Here is a 17,056-nt window from a genome sequence, read left to right on the forward strand (position 1 = left end):
GCCTCAACGCCCCATCAGCGCATCCACGTGTGCCGAGACGGAAAGCCCGAGTCCCTTGAGGCTGTAGCCCCCTTCCAGCACCGAGACGACGCGTCCGCCGGCATGCCGCTCGGCCACCTCCATGAGGCGGCGGGTGGCCCAGCCGAAATCGGCCTCGGTGAGGCGTACGCTTCCGAGGGGGTCCAGGTGGTGCGCATCGAAGCCCGCCGAGATGATGACGAGATCCGGCGCGAAGGACTCGAGGCGGCGCAGGATGACAGCCTCGAAGGCCTCGCGGAAGACGGTGCCGTCGTCGCCGGCGCGCAGGGGCACATTCACGATGGTGTCGTGGTTGCCCCGCTCGCCGGGTGCGCCGGTGCCGGGAAACAGCGGCATCTCGTGGGTCGAGGCGTACATCACGGACCGATCGTCCCAGAAGATGTCCTGGGTGCCGTTGCCGTGATGGACGTCCCAATCGACCACGGCGACGCGGGTCGCCCCATGCCTCTCGCGGGCGTGGCGGGCAGCGATGGCGGCGTTGTTGAAGAGGCAGAAGCCCATGGCGGTCATGCGCTCGGCATGGTGTCCGGGCGGACGCATGGCCACGAACGCGTTGGCACACTCACCCGTCATCACCGCGTCGACGGCGTGGACCGCCCCGCCGACACCGCGCAGGGCCGCCTCCAGGGTGCCGGGCGAGAGCAGGGTGTCGCCGTCGATCTGGACGTAGCCGTCCTGCGGGGACGCCTCGATGATCGCCTGCACGTAGGGCACCGGATGGACGAGGGTCGGCACCTCCGGTGCGGCCTTCGGTGCCAGCGCACGCACGAGTCCGGCGAAGCGCTCGTCCTCCAGCGCCCGGTCCACGGCGCGGATGCGGTCGGCCCGCTCGGGATGCCCCTCCGGCATGGCGTGGTCAAGGGCAGCGGGATGGCTCACGTACAGCGTCGTCACGGTCGTCCCCCGGCAGCATCGCGGCGCGCCGCCGCGCGGCAGCGGGCATCGCAGATGTGTCACGCCTGCGCGCGCTCCACCATGCCGGGATGCGCGCCGCGTTCCGGTTGTGCAAGCCTTCGTTTGTGCAAGCCTTCGTCGACCAGGCCACGATTTTCCAGATACGCTCCGCCGCTGACCCACACCCACACTCGGACGGTGGGCCGGGCGAGCCCGTGAAGCCTGAGATTCGCTCTACGGGGGATCTACGCTTGCATTGCGGGCCGCCCGCACGCGATGAGCCTGCGCGGAAGCGAGGCGCGACACGCGCGGAAGCGCGGGGCGGCGGCCCCGATGGTCGATCGCGAAATCACGGGCCGGCGCCGATGCACGGACACGGCCGCACAAGGGAAGTCCAGACGATGCAGAATTTCGTTCGCGCCAAGTTGCATGGCCTTCGGGTGACCGGCGCCGACCTCAACTATCACGGCTCGATCACCCTCGACGCCGACTTCTGCCGGGAGGTCGGACTCGATCCGCTGGAATTCGTCGAGATCTGGAACAAGATGTCAGGCGCGCGGATCAGCACCTACGTCCTCTACGGAGCAGCCGGCTCACGCTGCTGCATCCTGAACGGGGCTGCCGCGCGGACCTGTCAGGTCGGTGACGAGGTCATCATCGCCTCGTCGACCTACGGTTCGGTGGCGGACGTCATCGCGCAAAAGCCGAAGGTCCTCATCTTTGGTGACGGCAACACTGTTGCCGACCGTGTCGCCTACGATGTCTTCCGCGACGCGGAGGGGCGGCTCGACATGCGCGTCCTCAGCACCGGACCGATCGCATGAATCCACGCATCGCGATCGCGCGCCGAGGTTCGGCGACGCGGAAGGCAGGTCAGGATTTCGAAACGCTCATTCGTGAGCAGGCTTTAACCTGAACGTCGATTCAGATTTGTGCGTTAAGGACTTGAACGATGCCCTCCCGCATAGTCGAACTATCGAAAGACACACAGGCCGGCCAAGACAAAGCCGGGGAGGTACTAAGAGATGATCAACCTTTCGCTGCAGGTTTTCTGTAACCGTATCGTCGCCGCCGGCCGCATCACCGCCGAGGACGTCCAGGCTCTCACGCGGAACGTCCTTCCCGACGGCCTGACCTGCCGGGACGAGGCCGACATGCTCATCGCCCTCGACCGCGTGGCGACCTCGGATGCCGCCTTCGGCGACTACCTCGTGACCTCTGTGGTGGATTTCGCCGTGTGGGGCGAGCGGCCGACCGGCTACATCGACGCCGAGGTGGCCCGCTGGCTCGTCGGATCACTCGGCAACGGCAGCGGCCCGACCGCGCTCGCCGCCCGAATCGCCCGCGAGGTCGTGCGCGAGGCCCAGGCCAGCGACGAGGCACTCATCGCCTTCGCGCTGGCCGCGAACCGCCACATCGCCGAGACGAAAGCCTCGGCGATGATGCTCCTGGCCGCCTGACCGGGGCACCCGCGCCGTCCGGCCGTCACGCTTCCGCGCATACAAAATCCATTTGTGCAACGCACCTTAACATGACTGCGGCGCACGCAAGAAAACTCTGGAGACCCCCGGAGCGATCAGCTTCCCGAAGCCGCATAACTGCTTTAACGGGGACGAGCTTGGGCGTTTCGACGCGCCACAACCGACCCAACCGAGCAGAGTGCGCGGAAAGATGTTCGACAAGATTCTGATCGCGAACCGTGGCGAGATCGCCTGTCGCATCATCAAGACCGCCCGCCGCATGGGCATCAAGACCGTGGCGGTCTACTCGGACGCCGACCGAGACGCCGTGCACGTCGCCATGGCCGACGAGGCTGTGCATATCGGCCCGGCCCCGGCCGCGCAGTCCTATCTGCTGATCGACAAGATCATCGACGCCTGCAAGCAGACCGGCGCCCAGGCGGTGCATCCCGGCTACGGCTTCCTGTCCGAGCGGGAATCCTTCCCCCGTGCGCTCGAGGCGGCCGGCATCGTCTTCATCGGGCCGAATCCGGGCGCGATCGCCGCGATGGGCGACAAGATCGAATCCAAGAAGGCCGCCTCGGCCGCCAACGTCTCGACCGTGCCGGGCTTCCTCGGCGTCATCGAGAGCCCGGAGCACGCCGTCACCATCGCGGACGAGATCGGTTACCCGGTGATGATCAAGGCGTCGGCCGGTGGCGGCGGCAAGGGCATGCGCATCGCATACTCCTCCGATGAGGTCGCCGAGGGCTTCGCTCGTGCCAAGTCCGAGGCCGCCTCGTCCTTCGGAGACGACCGCGTCTTCGTCGAGAAGTTCATCACCGATCCACGCCACATCGAGATCCAGGTGATCGGCGACAAGCACGGCAACGTGATCTATCTCGGCGAGCGTGAGTGCTCGATCCAGCGCCGCAACCAGAAGGTCATCGAGGAGGCGCCGTCGCCGCTGCTCGACGAGGCGACCCGGAAGAAGATGGGCGAGCAGGCCGTGGCCCTGGCGAAAGCCGTGAATTACGATTCCGCCGGCACGGTGGAGTTCGTGGCCGGCCAGGACAAGTCGTTCTACTTCCTCGAGATGAACACCCGGCTCCAGGTGGAGCATCCGGTCACCGAGATGATCACCGGCCTCGACCTCGTCGAGTTGATGATCCGCGTCGCGGCCGGCGAGGCCCTGCCGCTGGCTCAGGCGGACGTGAAGCTGAATGGCTGGGCCGTCGAGAGCCGCGTCTACGCCGAGGACCCGACCCGCAACTTCCTGCCTTCGATCGGCCGCCTCACCACCTACAGGCCGCCGGCAGAGGGGCAATTCGGCGCCGCGACCGTGCGCAACGACACCGGCGTGGAGGAGGGCGGCGAGATCGCGATCCACTACGATCCGATGATCGCCAAGCTCGTCACCTGGGCGCCGACCCGGGCCGAGGCCATCGAATCGCAGGGCGAGGCCCTCGACGCCTTCGCCATCGACGGTATCCGCCACAACATCCCGTTCCTGGCTGCCCTGATGGCGCATCCGCGCTGGCGCTCGGGCAATCTCTCCACGGGCTTCATCGCCGAGGAGTTTCCGGAGGGCTTCGTCGCCCCCGAGCCGAAGGGCGAGATCGCCCGGCGCATGGCGGCCGCGGCCGCGGCCATCGATCACAAGATGAACCAGCGCAAGCGCGGCATCTCGGGCCAGATGCGCGACCCCGCCCTGCTGCATTTCGAGCGCGAGCGCGTCGTGGTGCTGGCGGGCGAATCCTATCCGGTCACCGTCGAGGCGGTGGGCGGCACCCTCATCGTCAAGGCCGAGGACGGCGAAACCTGGACGGTGTCGAGCGACTGGCGTCCCGGCGAGCCGGTCTGGCAGGGTGAGATCGCCGGCACCCGCGTCGCCATGCAGGTGCGTGGCCTCCTCAACGGCGTCGCGCTCCAGCATGCCGGCGCCGCCGCCGAAGCCCGCGTCTACACGCAGCGCGAAGCAGCGCTGGCCGCCCTGATGCCCGTCAAGGAGGATGCGGGTTCGGGCAAGCAGGTGCTTTGCCCGATGCCCGGCCTCGTCAAGGCGATCCTGGTCAAGGAGGGCCAGGAGGTGAAGAACGGCGAGGCGCTCGCTATCGTCGAGGCGATGAAGATGGAGAACGTGCTGCGCGCCGAACGCGATGCCACCGTCGCCAAGATCGCCGCGAAGGAAGGCGACAGCCTCGCGGTCGACGCCGTCATCCTCGAATTCGCCTGAGGATCCGCCGCCGCGCGCGCTTCGCCTCTCGGACGAAGCGTGCGTGACAAGAGCCAGGGACGGGTCGATGCCCCTCTATTTCGCTTACGGCGCGAACATGGACGCCGGCGCGATGGCGGCGCGCTGCCCGCGCTCAACCTTGATTGGGCAAGGCCGCCTGAACCGGCATCGCTTCATCATCATGCGCGAGGGCTATGCCTCGGTCGTACGCGATCCGCGTGCGACCGTGTTCGGAATCCTGTGGGACCTCGCCCTCGGGGACGTAGCGGCCCTCGACCGCTACGAGGGTGTGGCCTCGGGCCTCTATATCAAAGCGATGCAGCCGGTCACGGTGCCGGGTGGATCGAAACGAGCGCTGATCTACCTCGGCGGCACGAGCGTCACGGGTTCACCCCGCCCGGGCTACCTGGAAGCGGTCCTGGCCGCCGCCACCGCTGCGCAACTGCCGGCGACGTATCGCGCCGAATTGCAGGCCTGGCAGCGAGGACGAACCCCGTGATGTCCGAGATTCGTACCGTTGCCGTCATCATCCGTGGGCGGGTCCAAGGTGTCGGATACCGGATGTGGACGCGGGACGAGGCCGATCGCCGGGGCCTCGCGGGCCATGTCCGCAACCGGCCCGACGGCAGCGTCGAAGCGGTGTTCTCGGGTCCGGCGGACGCTGTCGGTCGGATGCTGGAGGCCTGCCGGCACGGGCCCCCCGGCGCGCGGGTCAACGACGTGGTCGTGTCCGATCACGGCGGGGCGCCGCCACAGGCTGGATTCGCGATCCGCTGACGCCGGACGCCCTTCGATCGGTTTGAGGGTACAGGACGGGTGGACAGCCTGTCGGCATCCAGGCTAGCGCCCGGTGGGAGGCGGCCGGCCACCGGGCGTCCAGAGACCGGACCTGATGCTTACCGCCGACTTCTCCTATCTCGACCTCGCGGCGCTCTGCTACTTCGTCGCGGCCTGGGCCGGATATGGCGTCGCCGTCGCGCGCATGCGCGGGCGCCGCACCAGCCTCAGCCAGATCATGAACGCCCAGCGCGCCGAGTGGACGCGCCAGCTCATCGGGCGCGACAATCGCGTGGTCGACACCACCATCAACGCCTCGCTGCAGAACGGCACCGCCTTCTTCGCCTCGACATCACTGATCGCGTTGGGCGGCGTGCTGACCCTGTCGCGCTCCGGCGACGACGTGCTCACCCTGTTCGGGGCACTGCCCTTCGGGGCCATCGCCACGCGGGTCACCTGGGAGATCAAGGTCGCGGGCCTGGCGGTCGTGTTCGTCTACGCCTTCTTCAAGTTTTCCTGGGCCTACCGCCTGTTCAATTACGGCGCGATCCTCCTCGGCGCCGTGCCGCCGAAGGGATCTGGCGCCACACCGGAACAGATGCAGCGTGCCGCCCGCAAAGCAGCGGCGATGAACATCGCCGCCGGCAGCCACTTCGCGCGCGGACAGCGGGCCTTCTTCTTCGCCCTGGCCTATCTCGGCTGGTTCGTGAGTCCCTGGCTCCTCATGCTGACGACCACGGCGGTGGTCCTCGTCATGTGGCGGCGGCAATTCGCCTCGAAAATTCGCGCGGCCCTGCTGGCGGAAGACGACGGGACAGGGCAGGGGTGGCAGCCATGACGATTCCAAAAAAGCCGACGCGCCAGCGCACCTCCTCCCCGAAGAAGCCCCCCGAGGCGGCCAAACCGGTTGCTCAACCGGCCGCCGCGAAGGCGGGTGGGCGGCCCGAGCGCAAGGGCCCATCCGAGGAAGCCATCGCCGAGACGATCCTGCGCCTCGTCGCGGCGCGTGAGGCCGGCAAGACGGTTTGCCCCTCGGAGGTGGCGCGTGATCTCGCCGGACCGCAGCCGGAAGCCTGGAGCCCGCTGATGCAGCCCGTCCGCAGGGTCGCGGTGCGGATGACCAAGGCCGGCGAGGTCGCGATCCTGCGCAAGGGCAAGCCCGTCGAGGATCCGGACGACTTTCGCGGGATCTACCGGCTCGGCGCCGTCTCGGCGACCTCGGACGATGCGGACGCGGATTGAGGCGCGGGCAACAGGGCGTCGGTATAGCCGGCGAGCCTGTAGGCCACGAGGCCGAGCCATTCCTTGACCATCAGGTCGAGGAGCATCAGCCCGTCCGAGGCGAAGCCGTTGAAGCGCAGGGCATCGCTCCACCCGTTGGTGCGGTAATCCACCGGGTAGGCGGTGACCGTAAATCCCGCCTGACGGAAACAGCCGACGGCGCGGGGCATGTGCCAGGCGGATGTCACCAGGAGCCAGCGCTCGCCGGGCTTTGGCTTCACCAAAGCCGCACTGAAGACCGAATTCTCGCGGGTGTTGCGGGAGCGATCCTCCAGGATCAGCCGGGTTCGCGGCAGGCCCATCGTTTCCGCGTAGCGCCCGACAATCTCGGCCTCGGAGGCAATGCTGCCGTTGAGGCTGCCACTGCCGCCGGTAAAGACGAGGCGGCTCTGAGGATATCGCCGGGCGAGGTCTGCCATGGCGATCTGGCGCTCGCCGGCATCGTTGACGACGAGTTGGCCCCGTTCCGCCGAGGTACGGGTCTCTATGGCACCGCCGAGCACGATGATGCCCGCCACCGGGGCGTCATCGGCAACGTGGGCGGGAAATCGCTCTTCCAGTGGCAGGGCGACCAGGCCCGCGAGGGGGGTGAAGCCGACCGTGACGAGCAGGATGCTCCCGAGGGCACCGAGCAGGAGGCCGAGGCGCAGCCAGCCGGCTGCCGCGAGGCCGATCCCGGCAAGCACCAGAAGCGTCAGGGCATTCGACGGCGTGACCAGAAAGTAGAGGAGCTTCGAGAGCGGGAAGAACATCGGGACGCGAACTCTCGGGACGGGAACAGGGTCATACAGCAAGGCGCGAGGTGCTGTCCCGTGTCATTGCAGACCGCCATCCGACCCGCGATCGACGGCGATTCTCATCCGACGGCCCCACCCGTGCGACCGCTCGGAACCCTCCGGTCGCACGTGACAGAAATGTCCCGTGCGGCACCGAAGCGCCCTGCAGCGATTGCACTTCATGCGACAACGGCTTAGGTTAACCATGATGGTGGGATAAATTCCCACGGATACTCGGCTTCATGTCCCGCTACTTCATCGATCTCCACGACGGCGCGCATTACGTCAAGGATAAGGTCGGCTTCGAGCTCGCCGATGAATCCGCCGTTCGCGGCAAGCTCGTGCGGATCATGGCCAAGATCGCGCAGGAATTCAGTCTCGACACCGAACGCCAGGACTATCTGGCGATCGTGCGCGACGAGTCCGCGGCCGTGCTCTATCGCGCCCATCTATCCCTGGACATCGAGAAGATCGACGGCACCCTCGAGATCCCGCGCAACGAATCCTGACTGCGCCGCACGGATGCGGAGCTGGCCGGATCGTGAACTCCGATCGCCAGCGACGGCCTCGGCGGCGAGCGCGTCGCAGAACAGGTGACTTTTGTAGGCCGAACCGTTGGCGGTCACGAAGCGCTCGACCGCGCCATCATAGGAGCCTTCGAGCGCATTTTTACTTTCCTGAACGGGTTGCCCGGCTGTGCAGCAAGTTCAAGATCAGCGCTGTCCACCCGGTCTGGTGGGACGCACCAAGTCCACGCCCTGTATCGCCATCGAAGAACTCGTGGAAGAGCAGCGCTTCATCTGAGCCCGGAGCGTCAGGGATGGGCGTACGGTTTCCGTGAAAGGGACGGTGCCCGTCTTCATTCTTTGCAAATAGCGCAATGAGGCGGTCTTCCAGAGCGTCCGCGATCGCACTGAGCGTCTTGTGCTCTCCCGAGCCAGTCGGATACTCCACCAAAAAGTCGTCGCCGTAATAGGTGTGAAACCGACGCAGCGCCTCGAGGATGAGGTAGTTCATCGGCATCCAGACAGGCCCTCGCCAGTTCGAATTGCCGCCGAACATGTTGGATGTCGAATCAGCTGGATCGTAGCGGACGGTGAAGGAAGCGCCGAACTCGTTCAACGCGTAGGATTGATCCCGATGCGCCTTCGAGAGGGAGCGGATCCCGTGGGCGGATAGGAACTCGGCCTCGTCGAGCATGCGGCGCAGCAGCGCCTTCATGCGATGACCGCGCAGCAGCGAGAGAAGCTTACGGTCCTGCACCCCACCCTCGTCCCAGCGCGAGACGAGGCAGGCGAGATGGGGGCGGTTCTCGAGAAGCCAGTTCAGGCGCCGGGCGAAATCGGGCAGGCGCTGGAGCACCCACGGTTCGATCACCTCGACAGCGAAGAGTGGGACGAGGCCGACCACCGAGCGAACTCGCAGGGGCAGCATTCCACCACCGGGGATATCGACCTCGTCGTAGTAGAATTCGTCATCCTCGTCCCAGAGACCAAAGCCCTCGCCCCCCATGTCGGTCATCGCCTCGGCGATGAGCAGGAAGTGCTCGAAGAACTTCGAGGCGGTGCTCTCGTAGACGTCGTTATGGAGCGCCAGTTCGAGGGCGATGCGCATCATGTTCAGTGCGTACATCGCCATCCAGGCGGTGCCGTCGGCCTGGTGGATGCGCCCAAATCCAGGCGGCGGTCGCGAGCGGTCGAACACCCCGACATTGTCGAGGCCTAGAAAGCCGCCCTGAAAGACGTTGCGGCCCTCGGCGTCCTTGCGGTTCACCCACCAGGTGAAGTTGATCAGAAGTTTGTGGAACACGCCCTCCAAGAAGGCGAGGTCGCCGCGCCCGCCGCGTCGGTCGCGATCGATTTCGAACACCCGATAGGTCGCCCATGCGTGAACCGGCGGGTTGGCGTCGCCGAATTCCCACTCATAGGCCGGAAGCTGGCCGTTCGGGTGCATGTACCATTCGCGAGTAAGGAGAAGGAGTTGCTTCTTGGCAAAGTCCGGGTCGAGCAGTGCGAGCGGAAGGCAGTGGAAGGCGAGATCCCAGGCGGCAAACCAGGGATACTCCCATTTGTCCGGCATCGAGAGCACATCGGCCGCCGCGAAATGGCGCCAGTGAATGTTGCGGCCTTCGTTTCGCTCTTTCGGCGGCGCCGGCTGGGATGGATCCCCCTTGAGCCAGAGCCGAACATCGTAGGAATACAATTGCTTGGACCAGATAAGCCCCGCGGCGGCCTGACGAAAGATTCCGCGCGCGTCTGCATCCGTGATGCCGTCCTGTAGCGAATCATAGAAGGCGTCCGCCTCCGCAATGCGGCGATGGATGATCGTTCCTTCGCGATCCACCGGACGCAGGCGCGTGCCGGCCGAGAGACGCAGCGTCACGCGCGTGGTTTCCCCCGGCTCCAGCCGGCGGAAATAATGCAGCCCGAGTTTCGTCCCGGATTCGCGGCTGACCGCGGAGTCGTCGCCGTCGACGATGGCGGCGTGGAACCCGTCCTTGAAGGGACCGATGGCATTGGGCTGCCAGCCGTGGAGACGCAGATTCGTATCGTTCTCGCAGAACAACGGATCGGGGTAGCCGTCGAAGGAGAGGCGATACGACCCAAGGCGCGGATGCTGACATGCGACGCCGCCATCCGGTCGCAGTGTCAGGCTTGGACGCCGTTGTGTCGTCCCCTCCTGCCACGACCAGGTGTTGCGAAACCAAAGTTGTGGGACGATGTGAAGATCGGCAGTCTCGACGCCCCGATTGACGGCGGTGATGACCACATGGATGTCGTCGACATCCTCCTTCGCATATTCGACCGTCACATCGAAGAAGCTGTTGTTTTTGAAGATTCCGGTGTCTTCGAGTTCGTATTCCGGCTCGTTACGGCCCCGTCGTTGCCCCTCGCGCACCAATTCGTCGTAAGGATAAGCGGCGTGCGGATAGCGGTAGAGGAATTTCAGATAGGCATGACTCGGAACCGCGTCGAGATAGTGGTAGATCTCTTTGACGTCTTCGCCGTGGTTACCCTCTTCGTTCGCCAAGCCGAACAAGCGTTCCTTCAGGATATGATCGTGTCCGTTCCACAGGGCTAGCGAAAGGCACATCTGTCCGCGCTCGTCGCAGAGTCCCGCGAGTCCGTCCTCGCCCCAGCGATAGGCGCGGGAGCGCGCCTCCTCATGGGGGAGAGAGCGCCAAGCGTTCCCGTCGCGGCTGTAATCCTCGCGCACGGTACCCCATTGGCGCTCCGCGAGATAAGGCCCCCAGAGCGACCATGGGCGCTCCGCCCGTGCCTGCTCGGCGATCCGGCGGCGCTCGGCCCAACCATCGAGTTCACTCACGCGCATAGCTCGACGGCGCCGTGTTCCACGCGATGGTCCCGCTCCGACCGAAACGGGTCGGATGAATGGATGTATGCTCGGCGCGGTGCCGAACTGAGGAGGCTGATCACGTTCATTGGTTCCGGTGGCAGCGCATGGTGACCCGTGCGGATGCATCAATAGCGCCAAGAGCGTGGCGTCATATCGATTCCTCGCTCCTCGGAGGCACTGGCCTTCAACGGGCGATATCACGCCCGGCCAAAGGACCTGCGCTGGCGGCAGATCGAGCCTCCATCCGACTGCAACCAAACAGTGATCTTGTCAGATCAGGATTCGGATCACGCTTTTCGTATCATGCGAAGAAAGCATGAGTCACCGATGGCCGGTCTCATTCAGTCGGTATTTGCAGCGCTCGGGCCACTCGATTGATCGAGTCAATCCGCCCGTCAGAAGGTCAAATCGGCGCGCGCTCCCCGCAGTCTATCCGTTCACGCGCTCGACCTTATTGACAGTTCGCTTTCCGCGCAGTTCGGCGATAATCGCATTCAGGTGCTTGAGATCCCACACGGATAGATCGATCACGACCTGTGTGAAATCCTGAGTCTTTCGCTTCATCGATACGTTATCGATGTTTCCGTCGTGATCCGCGATCACTTGAGCGATCTGTGCGAGTACGCCCGGCTCATTGATGGACTGCATGGCGAGACGTGCGGGAAACCGCTCGCTCGTGCCAGCTTCCACATCCCAGCGCACGTCGAGCCAGCGATCCGGTTCGTTGTCGAAGGCCGCCAACGCCGCCGACTGGATCGGGTAGATCGTGACGCCGATGCCCGGTGTGAGAATCCCGACAATCCGATCACCGGGGACCGCCCCTCCATTGGGGGCAAAGCTCACGGGCAAATCACCATCGAGACCACGGATGGGAATTCCATCCGTCCGGCCGATGTCGCTGGTGCTGCCCTCCGGGAACGTCAGGCGCATCGTCTGATCTTTGGCCAAGCTGAGGCGGCCAGCTCCGTCCGTCGAGGCCGGCTGGGGAAGACGCGCCGGGGCGCCACGGCGCTCATCCTTATGGTCGGGATAGACAGCCCGCACCACATCGCCGGAGAACATCTCGCCACGGCCGACAGCGGCGAACACGTCCTCGGTGCTCTGGCGCGCGAGGCGCGGCAACGCTCCGCGCAGCTTATCTTCGGAGAAGCTCTTGGCGGCCCGCTCGAAAGCGCGATCCAAGATTTGACGTCCCAAGCCAGCATATTGCCGGCGCACGGCCGAGCGCGTCGCCCGTCGAATCGCCGAACGGGCTTTTCCCGTGACCACGAGGGATTCCCAGGCGGCCGGCGGCGAAGCGCCGTCGGAGCGCGCGATCTCGACTTCGTCACCGTTCACGAGTTCATGAAGAAGCGGCGCCATGCGGCCGTTGATTTTCACCCCGACCGCCGAGTTGCCGACATCGGTATGGACCGCGTAGGCGAAATCGATCGGTGTGGCGCCCCGCGGGAGGGCGATCAAACGCCCCTTCGGGGTGAAGCAAAAGACCTGATCCTGAAAGAGTTCGAGTTTCGTGTGCTCGAGAAACTCCTCGGGACTGTCGCCCTCGGCAAGAAGTTCGATCGTTCGGCGAAGCCACTGATAGGCGCCGCTCTCTGTGGCGAGCCGGGGATGAACACCGCCGATTTCGCCCTTGCGTCCACTTTCCTTGTAATGCGCGTGGGCCGCGATGCCGTACTCGGCAATCTCCTCCATCGCGGCCGTGCGAATCTGGAGTTCGACGCGCTGGCTTTTCGGGCCGATCACCGTGGTGTGGATGGAGCGATAGTCGTTCTGCTTCGGGGTCGAGATGTAATCCTTGTATCGTCCCGGTACCATTGGCCAACTGGTGTGGACGACGCCGAGTGCGCCGTAGCAATCCGACAATGTCTTGACGACGACCCTGAATCCGAAGATGTCGGACAACTGCTCAAAGGCGACGGATTTACGCTCCATCTTGGCGGAGATCGAGTAGGGGCGTTTCTGCCGCCCCGTCACGACCGCTTCGATGCCTTGAGCGGCGAGCTTCGCCGTCAAATCCTGCTCGATGCTTTCGACGAGCCGCTCGGATTTCGAGGATAGATCGGTCAGACGTTGCGCAATGGTCGCGTAGATCTCGGGCTTCAGATTTCGAAGCGCCAAGTCTTCCAGTTCCTCGCGCAGTTCCTGCATGCCCATGCGGCCGGCCAGGGGTGCGTAGATGTCGAGGGTTTCCTGGGCGATCCGCTCGCGCTTGTCCGACCGCATATGGTGGAGCGTTCGCATGTTGTGCAGGCGATCTGCGAGCTTGACCAGCAAGACACGGACATCGGCCGCGACAGCCAGGAGCAACTTGCGAAAGTTCTCACCCTGAGCCGCCCTCTTCGAGACGAGGTCCAGCCGTTTCAGTTTGGTCAGGCCATCCACCAGGGCCCCGATCTCGGGGCTGAACAGCTCCCGGATCTCGTCGAGGGTGGCGGCCGTGTCCTCAACCGTGTCGTGCAGGACCGCCGCCACGATGGTGGCATCGTCGAGTCGGAGGTCCGTGAGAATCGCTGCGACCTCAAGGGGATGCGCGAAGAACGGGTCGCCCGAGGCGCGTTTCTGAGTTCCGTGGGCGCGCATGGCGTAGACGTAGGCGCGGTTGAGCAGGGCCTCGTTCGTCGCAGGATTGTAGCGCTTGACCCGCTCGACAAGCTCGTATTGGCGCATCATCCGCCGAAAGACCCTTTCACGACACGGCAGGTCCGGCAGCGGACGCGCGCCTTCGATGTGTCCCGCATCGCACGCGGGGGCGCCAGCCCCACGGCGTCGCATCCGGGGTGAATTCCGGGTTCGCCCATGAAAAAACCCGGCGCGGAGGCCGGGTTCTGTCGGGGCCGACGAAGCGTGAAACCTTACTCGGCTTCGTCGTCCGTCTCGGTGGGGGGCGCCAGATTCTCCAGGCCGCGGAGGAGATCCTCCTCGCTCATGCGGTCGAACTGCACGGCGCTGTCGTCGCTGGAGGATTGCGGAGCCACGGCGGCAGCGGCCGGAGAGCTCGAGAGCAGCGGAACGGTTTCCGCCTCCGGCTCATCGACTTCGACGTATTTCTGCATCGAATGGATGAGCTGTTCCTTGAGGTCGTCCGCCGTGATCGTCTCGTCGCCGATCTCGCGCAGCGCGCAGACGGGGTTCTTGTCGCGGTCGCGGTCGATGGTCAGCGGGGCGCCGGCCGCGAGCAGGCGGGCCCGATGGCTGGCCAGCAGAACCAGCTCGAAGCGGTTCTCGACCTTGTCGATGCAGTCTTCAACGGTGACGCGAGCCATGGCGGACGGCTCCTTCCTCGGACGGAATTTCTGGGCTGAGCCCGCCTCTTACACCCGATGTGCCCGCGCAACAAGCGGCGCGCGCGGGTGCATCATGCGGCGCACGTCCGGCCCCCGGGGGGCCATCCGCGCGATGCGTCACGCAAAACGCCTCGGCGACGGGCCGGATGACTTCTGTATACAGGTCTGCGGCCGAATCGCAGAACCGGTCCGACGAGGGGGAGACGCGACCATGACCATGATGCTCAGCCGCCGGGGCCTGCTCGCCTGCGGATGCCGGATCGGCGCGGCCTGCTTCGCCGCCACCACTCTGCCGAACATGAGTTTCGCCGCCGCTCCCTCGTCCAAGAAGACGACGATGAGCGCCGACCAAGCCCTGGAGGCCCTGAAGGAGGGCAACCGCCTCTACCACACCGACAGTCCGGTTCGGGCGGTCCAGGGCCGCGAGCGCCGGATCGAGATCGCCCTCGGTCAGACGCCGTTCGTGGTGCTGGTGAGCTGCTCCGATTCGCGCGTCTCGCCGGAGATCCTGTTCGGGCGCGGGCTCGGCGAGCTCTTCATCGTGCGCAATGCCGGCAACTGCGTGGACACGGCGGCGCTCGGCTCCATCGAGTACGCGGTCTCGCAACTCGGGGTGCCGCTCGTCCTGGTGATGGGCCACAGCCGCTGCGGCGCCGTGGAGGCCGCCGTCGATGTCGTGAAGAACAACACCGTGTTCCCCGGCTCCATCGGCCGGATGATCGAGCCGATCGTGCCCGCGGTGCTCTCGCAGCGCGACAAGCCGGGCGACTTCGTGGAGAACTGCGTGCGGGCCAACGTGAGCCGGGTGGTGAACCGCCTGCGCTCGGCCTCGGAGCCGTCCCTGCTCGACCCCCTGAAGGCGGGCCGGCTGCGGATCGTCGGCGCCTCCTACAGCCTCGACAACGGCACCGTGGACTTCTTCGACGAGGCCTGAACCGCCCGGCTCGTGCTGCGGTGCCATGTTGACACAGGGGGCGGGCGGTGCGACTGCGCCGCCCTCGCCGGGGCCGAGCCGGCTCCGGGGGGGCCCGGCACCGACGAGCGCTTCGGCAGCGAAGTGACTTCGGCACGACGACGAGGAGTTCACATGGCGCGCGCTTGCATCTTCCCCGGCCAGGGCAGCCAGGCCGTCGGCATGGGGCGGGCGCTCGCCGAGCATTTCCACCAGGCCCGCGACGTGTTCGCGGAGGTCGACGATGCCCTCGGCCAGCCGCTCTCGCGCCTGATGTTCGAGGGCCCGGTGGAGGAGCTGACGCTCACCACCAACGCGCAGCCGGCGCTGATGGCCGCGAGCCTCGCCGCCTTGCGCGTGCTGGAGGCCGAGCGCGGCCTCGACCTGAAGCGCGACGTGGCCTGCGTGGCCGGCCATTCGCTCGGCGAGTACACGGCGCTGGCCGCCGCCGGCACCTTCTCCATCGCCGACACCGCCCGGCTCCTGCGCATCCGAGGCACCGCCATGCAGGGAGCGGTGGCCCCGGGGGAGGGCGCCATGGCGGCCCTGATCGGGGCCGATGCCGAGACCGCCCAGGCCATCGCCGAGGAGGCCGCCGAGGGCGCGGTCTGCGAGGTCGCCAACGACAACGGCGGCGGGCAGGTCGTCCTTTCCGGCACCCGGGTGGCGGTGGAGCGCGCGGTCGCCATCGCGCAGGGGCGCGGCATCAAGCGCGCGGTCATGCTCAACGTCTCGGCTCCCTTCCACTGTTCGCTGATGGCGCCGGCGGCCGAGGCCATGCGGGCGGCGCTGGCGGAGGTCGCGATGCACAGCCCCGTGGTCCCGGTCTACGCCAACGTGCTGGCGGCCCCCGTCTCCGAGACGGGCGCGATCCGCGAGGCCCTGGTGGCCCAGGTCACCGGCACCGTGCGCTGGCGCGAATCCGTCGCCGCCATGGCGGCCGCCGGCATCGACCAGTTCTCCGAAGTCGGCACCGGCAAGGTGCTCACCGGCCTCGTCAAGCGCATCGCCCCGGGGGCCGCGGCCGGCACCGTCGGCACGCCCGATGACATCGCCAGCTTCCCCGCCCTCGGCTGAACGACAGGATAGCCCATGTTCGACCTGACCGGCCGCAAGGCCCTCGTCACCGGCGCCACTGGCGGCCTCGGCGGCGCCATCGCGCGGGGCCTGCACGCCCAGGGCGCCACCGTCGCCATCTCGGGCACCCGCCAGGCGGCGCTCGAGGCCTTCGCGGCCGAGCTCGGGGGCGAGCGCGTCCACGTCGTGCCGGGCGATCTCTCCGACAAGGCCTCGGTGGAGGCCCTGGTGCCGGCGGCGGAAGCGGCTTTGGGCGGCCTCGACATCCTGATGAACAATGCCGGCATCACGCGCGACAACCTCGTGCTGCGCATGAAGGACGACGAGTGGGATGCGGTCATCGCCGTCAACCTCTCGGCGGCGTTCCGGCTCTCGCGGGCGGCCGTCAAGGGCATGATGAAGCGCCGCCACGGCCGCATCGTGAACATCGGCTCCGTGGTGGGCGCCACCGGCAATCCGGGCCAGGTCAACTATGCCGCCGCCAAGGCCGGCCTCGTGGGCATGACGAAGGCGCTGGCCGCCGAGGTCGCCACCCGCAACCTCACGGTCAACTGCATCGCGCCGGGCTTCATCACCTCGCCGATGACGGATGCCCTCAACGACAAGCAGCGCGAGGGCATCCTCACCCGCGTGCCCATGGGGCGCCTCGGCACCGGCACCGACATCGCGGCGGCCGCGATCTACCTCGCCTCGGACGAGTCCGCCTACGTCACCGGCCAGACGCTCCACGTGAACGGCGGCATGGCGATGTATTGAGGGGGGTACCCCGAACCCCTCCCCCCAATGCGGGGGAGGGTGCCTGCGGAGCAGGCGGGAGAGGGGAGCGCGCAGTCCGGAGAGGTCGCCCCCTCACCCGACCCGCTTCGCGGGCCACCCTCTCACGCAGAGGGGAGAGGGACGCACGGGCTGCATCGGCCTTGCGAAACTCGACAAACTGACCG

16 protein-coding genes are annotated in these 17,056 nt (G+C 66.6%); 11 read left to right on the forward strand and 5 right to left on the reverse strand.

Features of this window, described 5'->3' with window-relative positions:
• Positions 1-3 precede the first annotated feature (3 nt).
• Positions 4-933 (reverse strand): histone deacetylase family protein, encoded by a 930-nt coding sequence (locus tag MKK58_RS06695; protein ID WP_243911325.1) that lies wholly within the window; start codon positions 931-933, stop codon positions 4-6.
• A 401-nt stretch (positions 934-1,334) separates the two neighbouring features.
• On the opposite strand from MKK58_RS06695, the gene MKK58_RS06700 reads away from it, so the two are divergent.
• The 7 genes from MKK58_RS06700 to MKK58_RS06730 all read left to right on the forward strand — a co-directional run bounded on the left by MKK58_RS06700 (position 1,335) and on the right by MKK58_RS06730 (position 6,627).
• Positions 1,335-1,757: an aspartate 1-decarboxylase gene (locus MKK58_RS06700; protein ID WP_243911326.1), complete on the forward strand. Its 423-nt coding sequence runs from the start codon at positions 1,335-1,337 to the stop codon at positions 1,755-1,757.
• 201 nt (positions 1,758-1,958) lie between these two features.
• Positions 1,959-2,393, forward strand: a complete 435-nt coding sequence (locus MKK58_RS06705; protein ID WP_243911327.1) for a hypothetical protein — start codon at positions 1,959-1,961, stop codon at positions 2,391-2,393.
• Between the two features lie 211 nt (positions 2,394-2,604).
• Positions 2,605-4,608, forward strand: a complete 2,004-nt coding sequence (locus MKK58_RS06710; protein ID WP_243911328.1) for an acetyl/propionyl/methylcrotonyl-CoA carboxylase subunit alpha — start codon at positions 2,605-2,607, stop codon at positions 4,606-4,608.
• 67 nt (positions 4,609-4,675) lie between these two features.
• A complete protein-coding gene (locus MKK58_RS06715) occupies positions 4,676-5,107 on the forward strand; it encodes a gamma-glutamylcyclotransferase (protein WP_243911329.1) in 432 nt (143 codons plus the stop codon).
• Positions 5,107-5,385 (forward strand): acylphosphatase, encoded by a 279-nt coding sequence (locus MKK58_RS06720; RefSeq protein WP_243911330.1) that lies wholly within the window; start codon positions 5,107-5,109, stop codon positions 5,383-5,385. The genes MKK58_RS06715 and MKK58_RS06720 overlap by 1 nt, the downstream gene beginning before the upstream one ends.
• Before the next feature lie 115 nt (positions 5,386-5,500).
• A complete protein-coding gene (locus MKK58_RS06725) occupies positions 5,501-6,223 on the forward strand; it encodes a DUF599 domain-containing protein (protein ID WP_238279748.1) in 723 nt (240 codons plus the stop codon).
• Positions 6,224-6,357: 134 nt separating this feature from the next.
• Complete coding sequence (locus MKK58_RS06730) at positions 6,358-6,627, forward strand: DUF3253 domain-containing protein (RefSeq protein ID WP_243911485.1); 270 nt, start codon at positions 6,358-6,360, stop codon at positions 6,625-6,627.
• Here the strand turns inward: MKK58_RS06730 and MKK58_RS06735 are convergent.
• A complete protein-coding gene (locus tag MKK58_RS06735) occupies positions 6,576-7,418 on the reverse strand; it encodes a YdcF family protein (RefSeq protein WP_243911331.1) in 843 nt (280 codons plus the stop codon). The genes MKK58_RS06730 and MKK58_RS06735 overlap by 52 nt on opposite strands.
• Before the next feature lie 266 nt (positions 7,419-7,684).
• Here MKK58_RS06735 and MKK58_RS06740 point away from each other — a divergent pair, with 266 nt between their 5' ends.
• Positions 7,685-7,951, forward strand: coding sequence for a DUF6894 family protein (locus MKK58_RS06740; protein ID WP_243911332.1), 267 nt, complete (start codon positions 7,685-7,687; stop codon positions 7,949-7,951).
• Positions 7,952-8,111: 160 nt separating this feature from the next.
• On the opposite strand, the gene MKK58_RS06745 is transcribed toward MKK58_RS06740, so the two are convergent.
• The 3 genes from MKK58_RS06745 to rpoZ form a co-directional block, all read right to left on the reverse strand.
• Positions 8,112-10,769, reverse strand: coding sequence for an MGH1-like glycoside hydrolase domain-containing protein (locus MKK58_RS06745; protein WP_409565203.1), 2,658 nt, complete (start codon positions 10,767-10,769; stop codon positions 8,112-8,114).
• Between the two features lie 459 nt (positions 10,770-11,228).
• A complete protein-coding gene (locus tag MKK58_RS06750; RefSeq protein WP_243911334.1) occupies positions 11,229-13,472 on the reverse strand; it encodes a RelA/SpoT family protein in 2,244 nt (747 codons plus the stop codon).
• 182 nt (positions 13,473-13,654) lie between these two features.
• The gene (gene rpoZ, locus MKK58_RS06755) at positions 13,655-14,065 is read right to left on the reverse strand and encodes a DNA-directed RNA polymerase subunit omega (RefSeq protein WP_238279753.1); all 411 of its coding nucleotides are present in this window, start codon (positions 14,063-14,065) and stop codon (positions 13,655-13,657) included.
• A gap of 232 nt (positions 14,066-14,297) precedes the next feature.
• Between rpoZ and MKK58_RS06760 the strand changes: the two genes are divergently transcribed.
• The 3 genes from MKK58_RS06760 to fabG all read left to right on the forward strand — a co-directional run bounded on the left by MKK58_RS06760 (position 14,298) and on the right by fabG (position 16,871).
• The gene (locus MKK58_RS06760; protein WP_243911335.1) at positions 14,298-15,020 is read left to right on the forward strand and encodes a carbonic anhydrase; all 723 of its coding nucleotides are present in this window, start codon (positions 14,298-14,300) and stop codon (positions 15,018-15,020) included.
• Between the two features lie 153 nt (positions 15,021-15,173).
• A complete protein-coding gene (fabD, locus tag MKK58_RS06765) occupies positions 15,174-16,115 on the forward strand; it encodes an ACP S-malonyltransferase (protein WP_243911336.1) in 942 nt (313 codons plus the stop codon).
• A gap of 15 nt (positions 16,116-16,130) precedes the next feature.
• Complete coding sequence (gene fabG, locus MKK58_RS06770; protein ID WP_243911337.1) at positions 16,131-16,871, forward strand: 3-oxoacyl-[acyl-carrier-protein] reductase; 741 nt, start codon at positions 16,131-16,133, stop codon at positions 16,869-16,871.
• Positions 16,872-17,056: the final 185 nt, after the last annotated feature.

Source organism: Methylobacterium sp. J-078 (assembly GCF_022829285.1).
GTDB lineage: Bacteria > Pseudomonadota > Alphaproteobacteria > Rhizobiales > Beijerinckiaceae > Methylobacterium.

Excerpts from the sequence above, each read along its gene's own strand:
- MKK58_RS06700 (WP_243911326.1), top strand. The coding sequence starts at position 1,335 with ATGCAGAATTTCGTTCGCGCCAAGTTGCATGGCCTTCGGGTGACCGGC.
- MKK58_RS06705 (WP_243911327.1), top strand. The coding sequence starts at position 1,959 with ATGATCAACCTTTCGCTGCAGGTTTTCTGTAACCGTATCGTCGCCGCC.
- MKK58_RS06710 (WP_243911328.1), top strand. The coding sequence starts at position 2,605 with ATGTTCGACAAGATTCTGATCGCGAACCGTGGCGAGATCGCCTGTCGC.
- MKK58_RS06715 (WP_243911329.1), top strand. The coding sequence starts at position 4,676 with ATGCCCCTCTATTTCGCTTACGGCGCGAACATGGACGCCGGCGCGATG.
- MKK58_RS06720 (WP_243911330.1), top strand. The coding sequence starts at position 5,107 with ATGTCCGAGATTCGTACCGTTGCCGTCATCATCCGTGGGCGGGTCCAA.
- MKK58_RS06725 (WP_238279748.1), top strand. The coding sequence starts at position 5,501 with ATGCTTACCGCCGACTTCTCCTATCTCGACCTCGCGGCGCTCTGCTAC.
- MKK58_RS06735 (WP_243911331.1), bottom strand. The coding sequence starts at position 7,418 with ATGTTCTTCCCGCTCTCGAAGCTCCTCTACTTTCTGGTCACGCCGTCG.
- MKK58_RS06740 (WP_243911332.1), top strand. The coding sequence starts at position 7,685 with ATGTCCCGCTACTTCATCGATCTCCACGACGGCGCGCATTACGTCAAG.
- MKK58_RS06750 (WP_243911334.1), bottom strand. The coding sequence starts at position 13,472 with ATGATGCGCCAATACGAGCTTGTCGAGCGGGTCAAGCGCTACAATCCT.
- rpoZ (WP_238279753.1), bottom strand. The coding sequence starts at position 14,065 with ATGGCTCGCGTCACCGTTGAAGACTGCATCGACAAGGTCGAGAACCGC.
- MKK58_RS06760 (WP_243911335.1), top strand. The coding sequence starts at position 14,298 with ATGACCATGATGCTCAGCCGCCGGGGCCTGCTCGCCTGCGGATGCCGG.
- fabD (WP_243911336.1), top strand. The coding sequence starts at position 15,174 with ATGGCGCGCGCTTGCATCTTCCCCGGCCAGGGCAGCCAGGCCGTCGGC.
- fabG (WP_243911337.1), top strand. The coding sequence starts at position 16,131 with ATGTTCGACCTGACCGGCCGCAAGGCCCTCGTCACCGGCGCCACTGGC.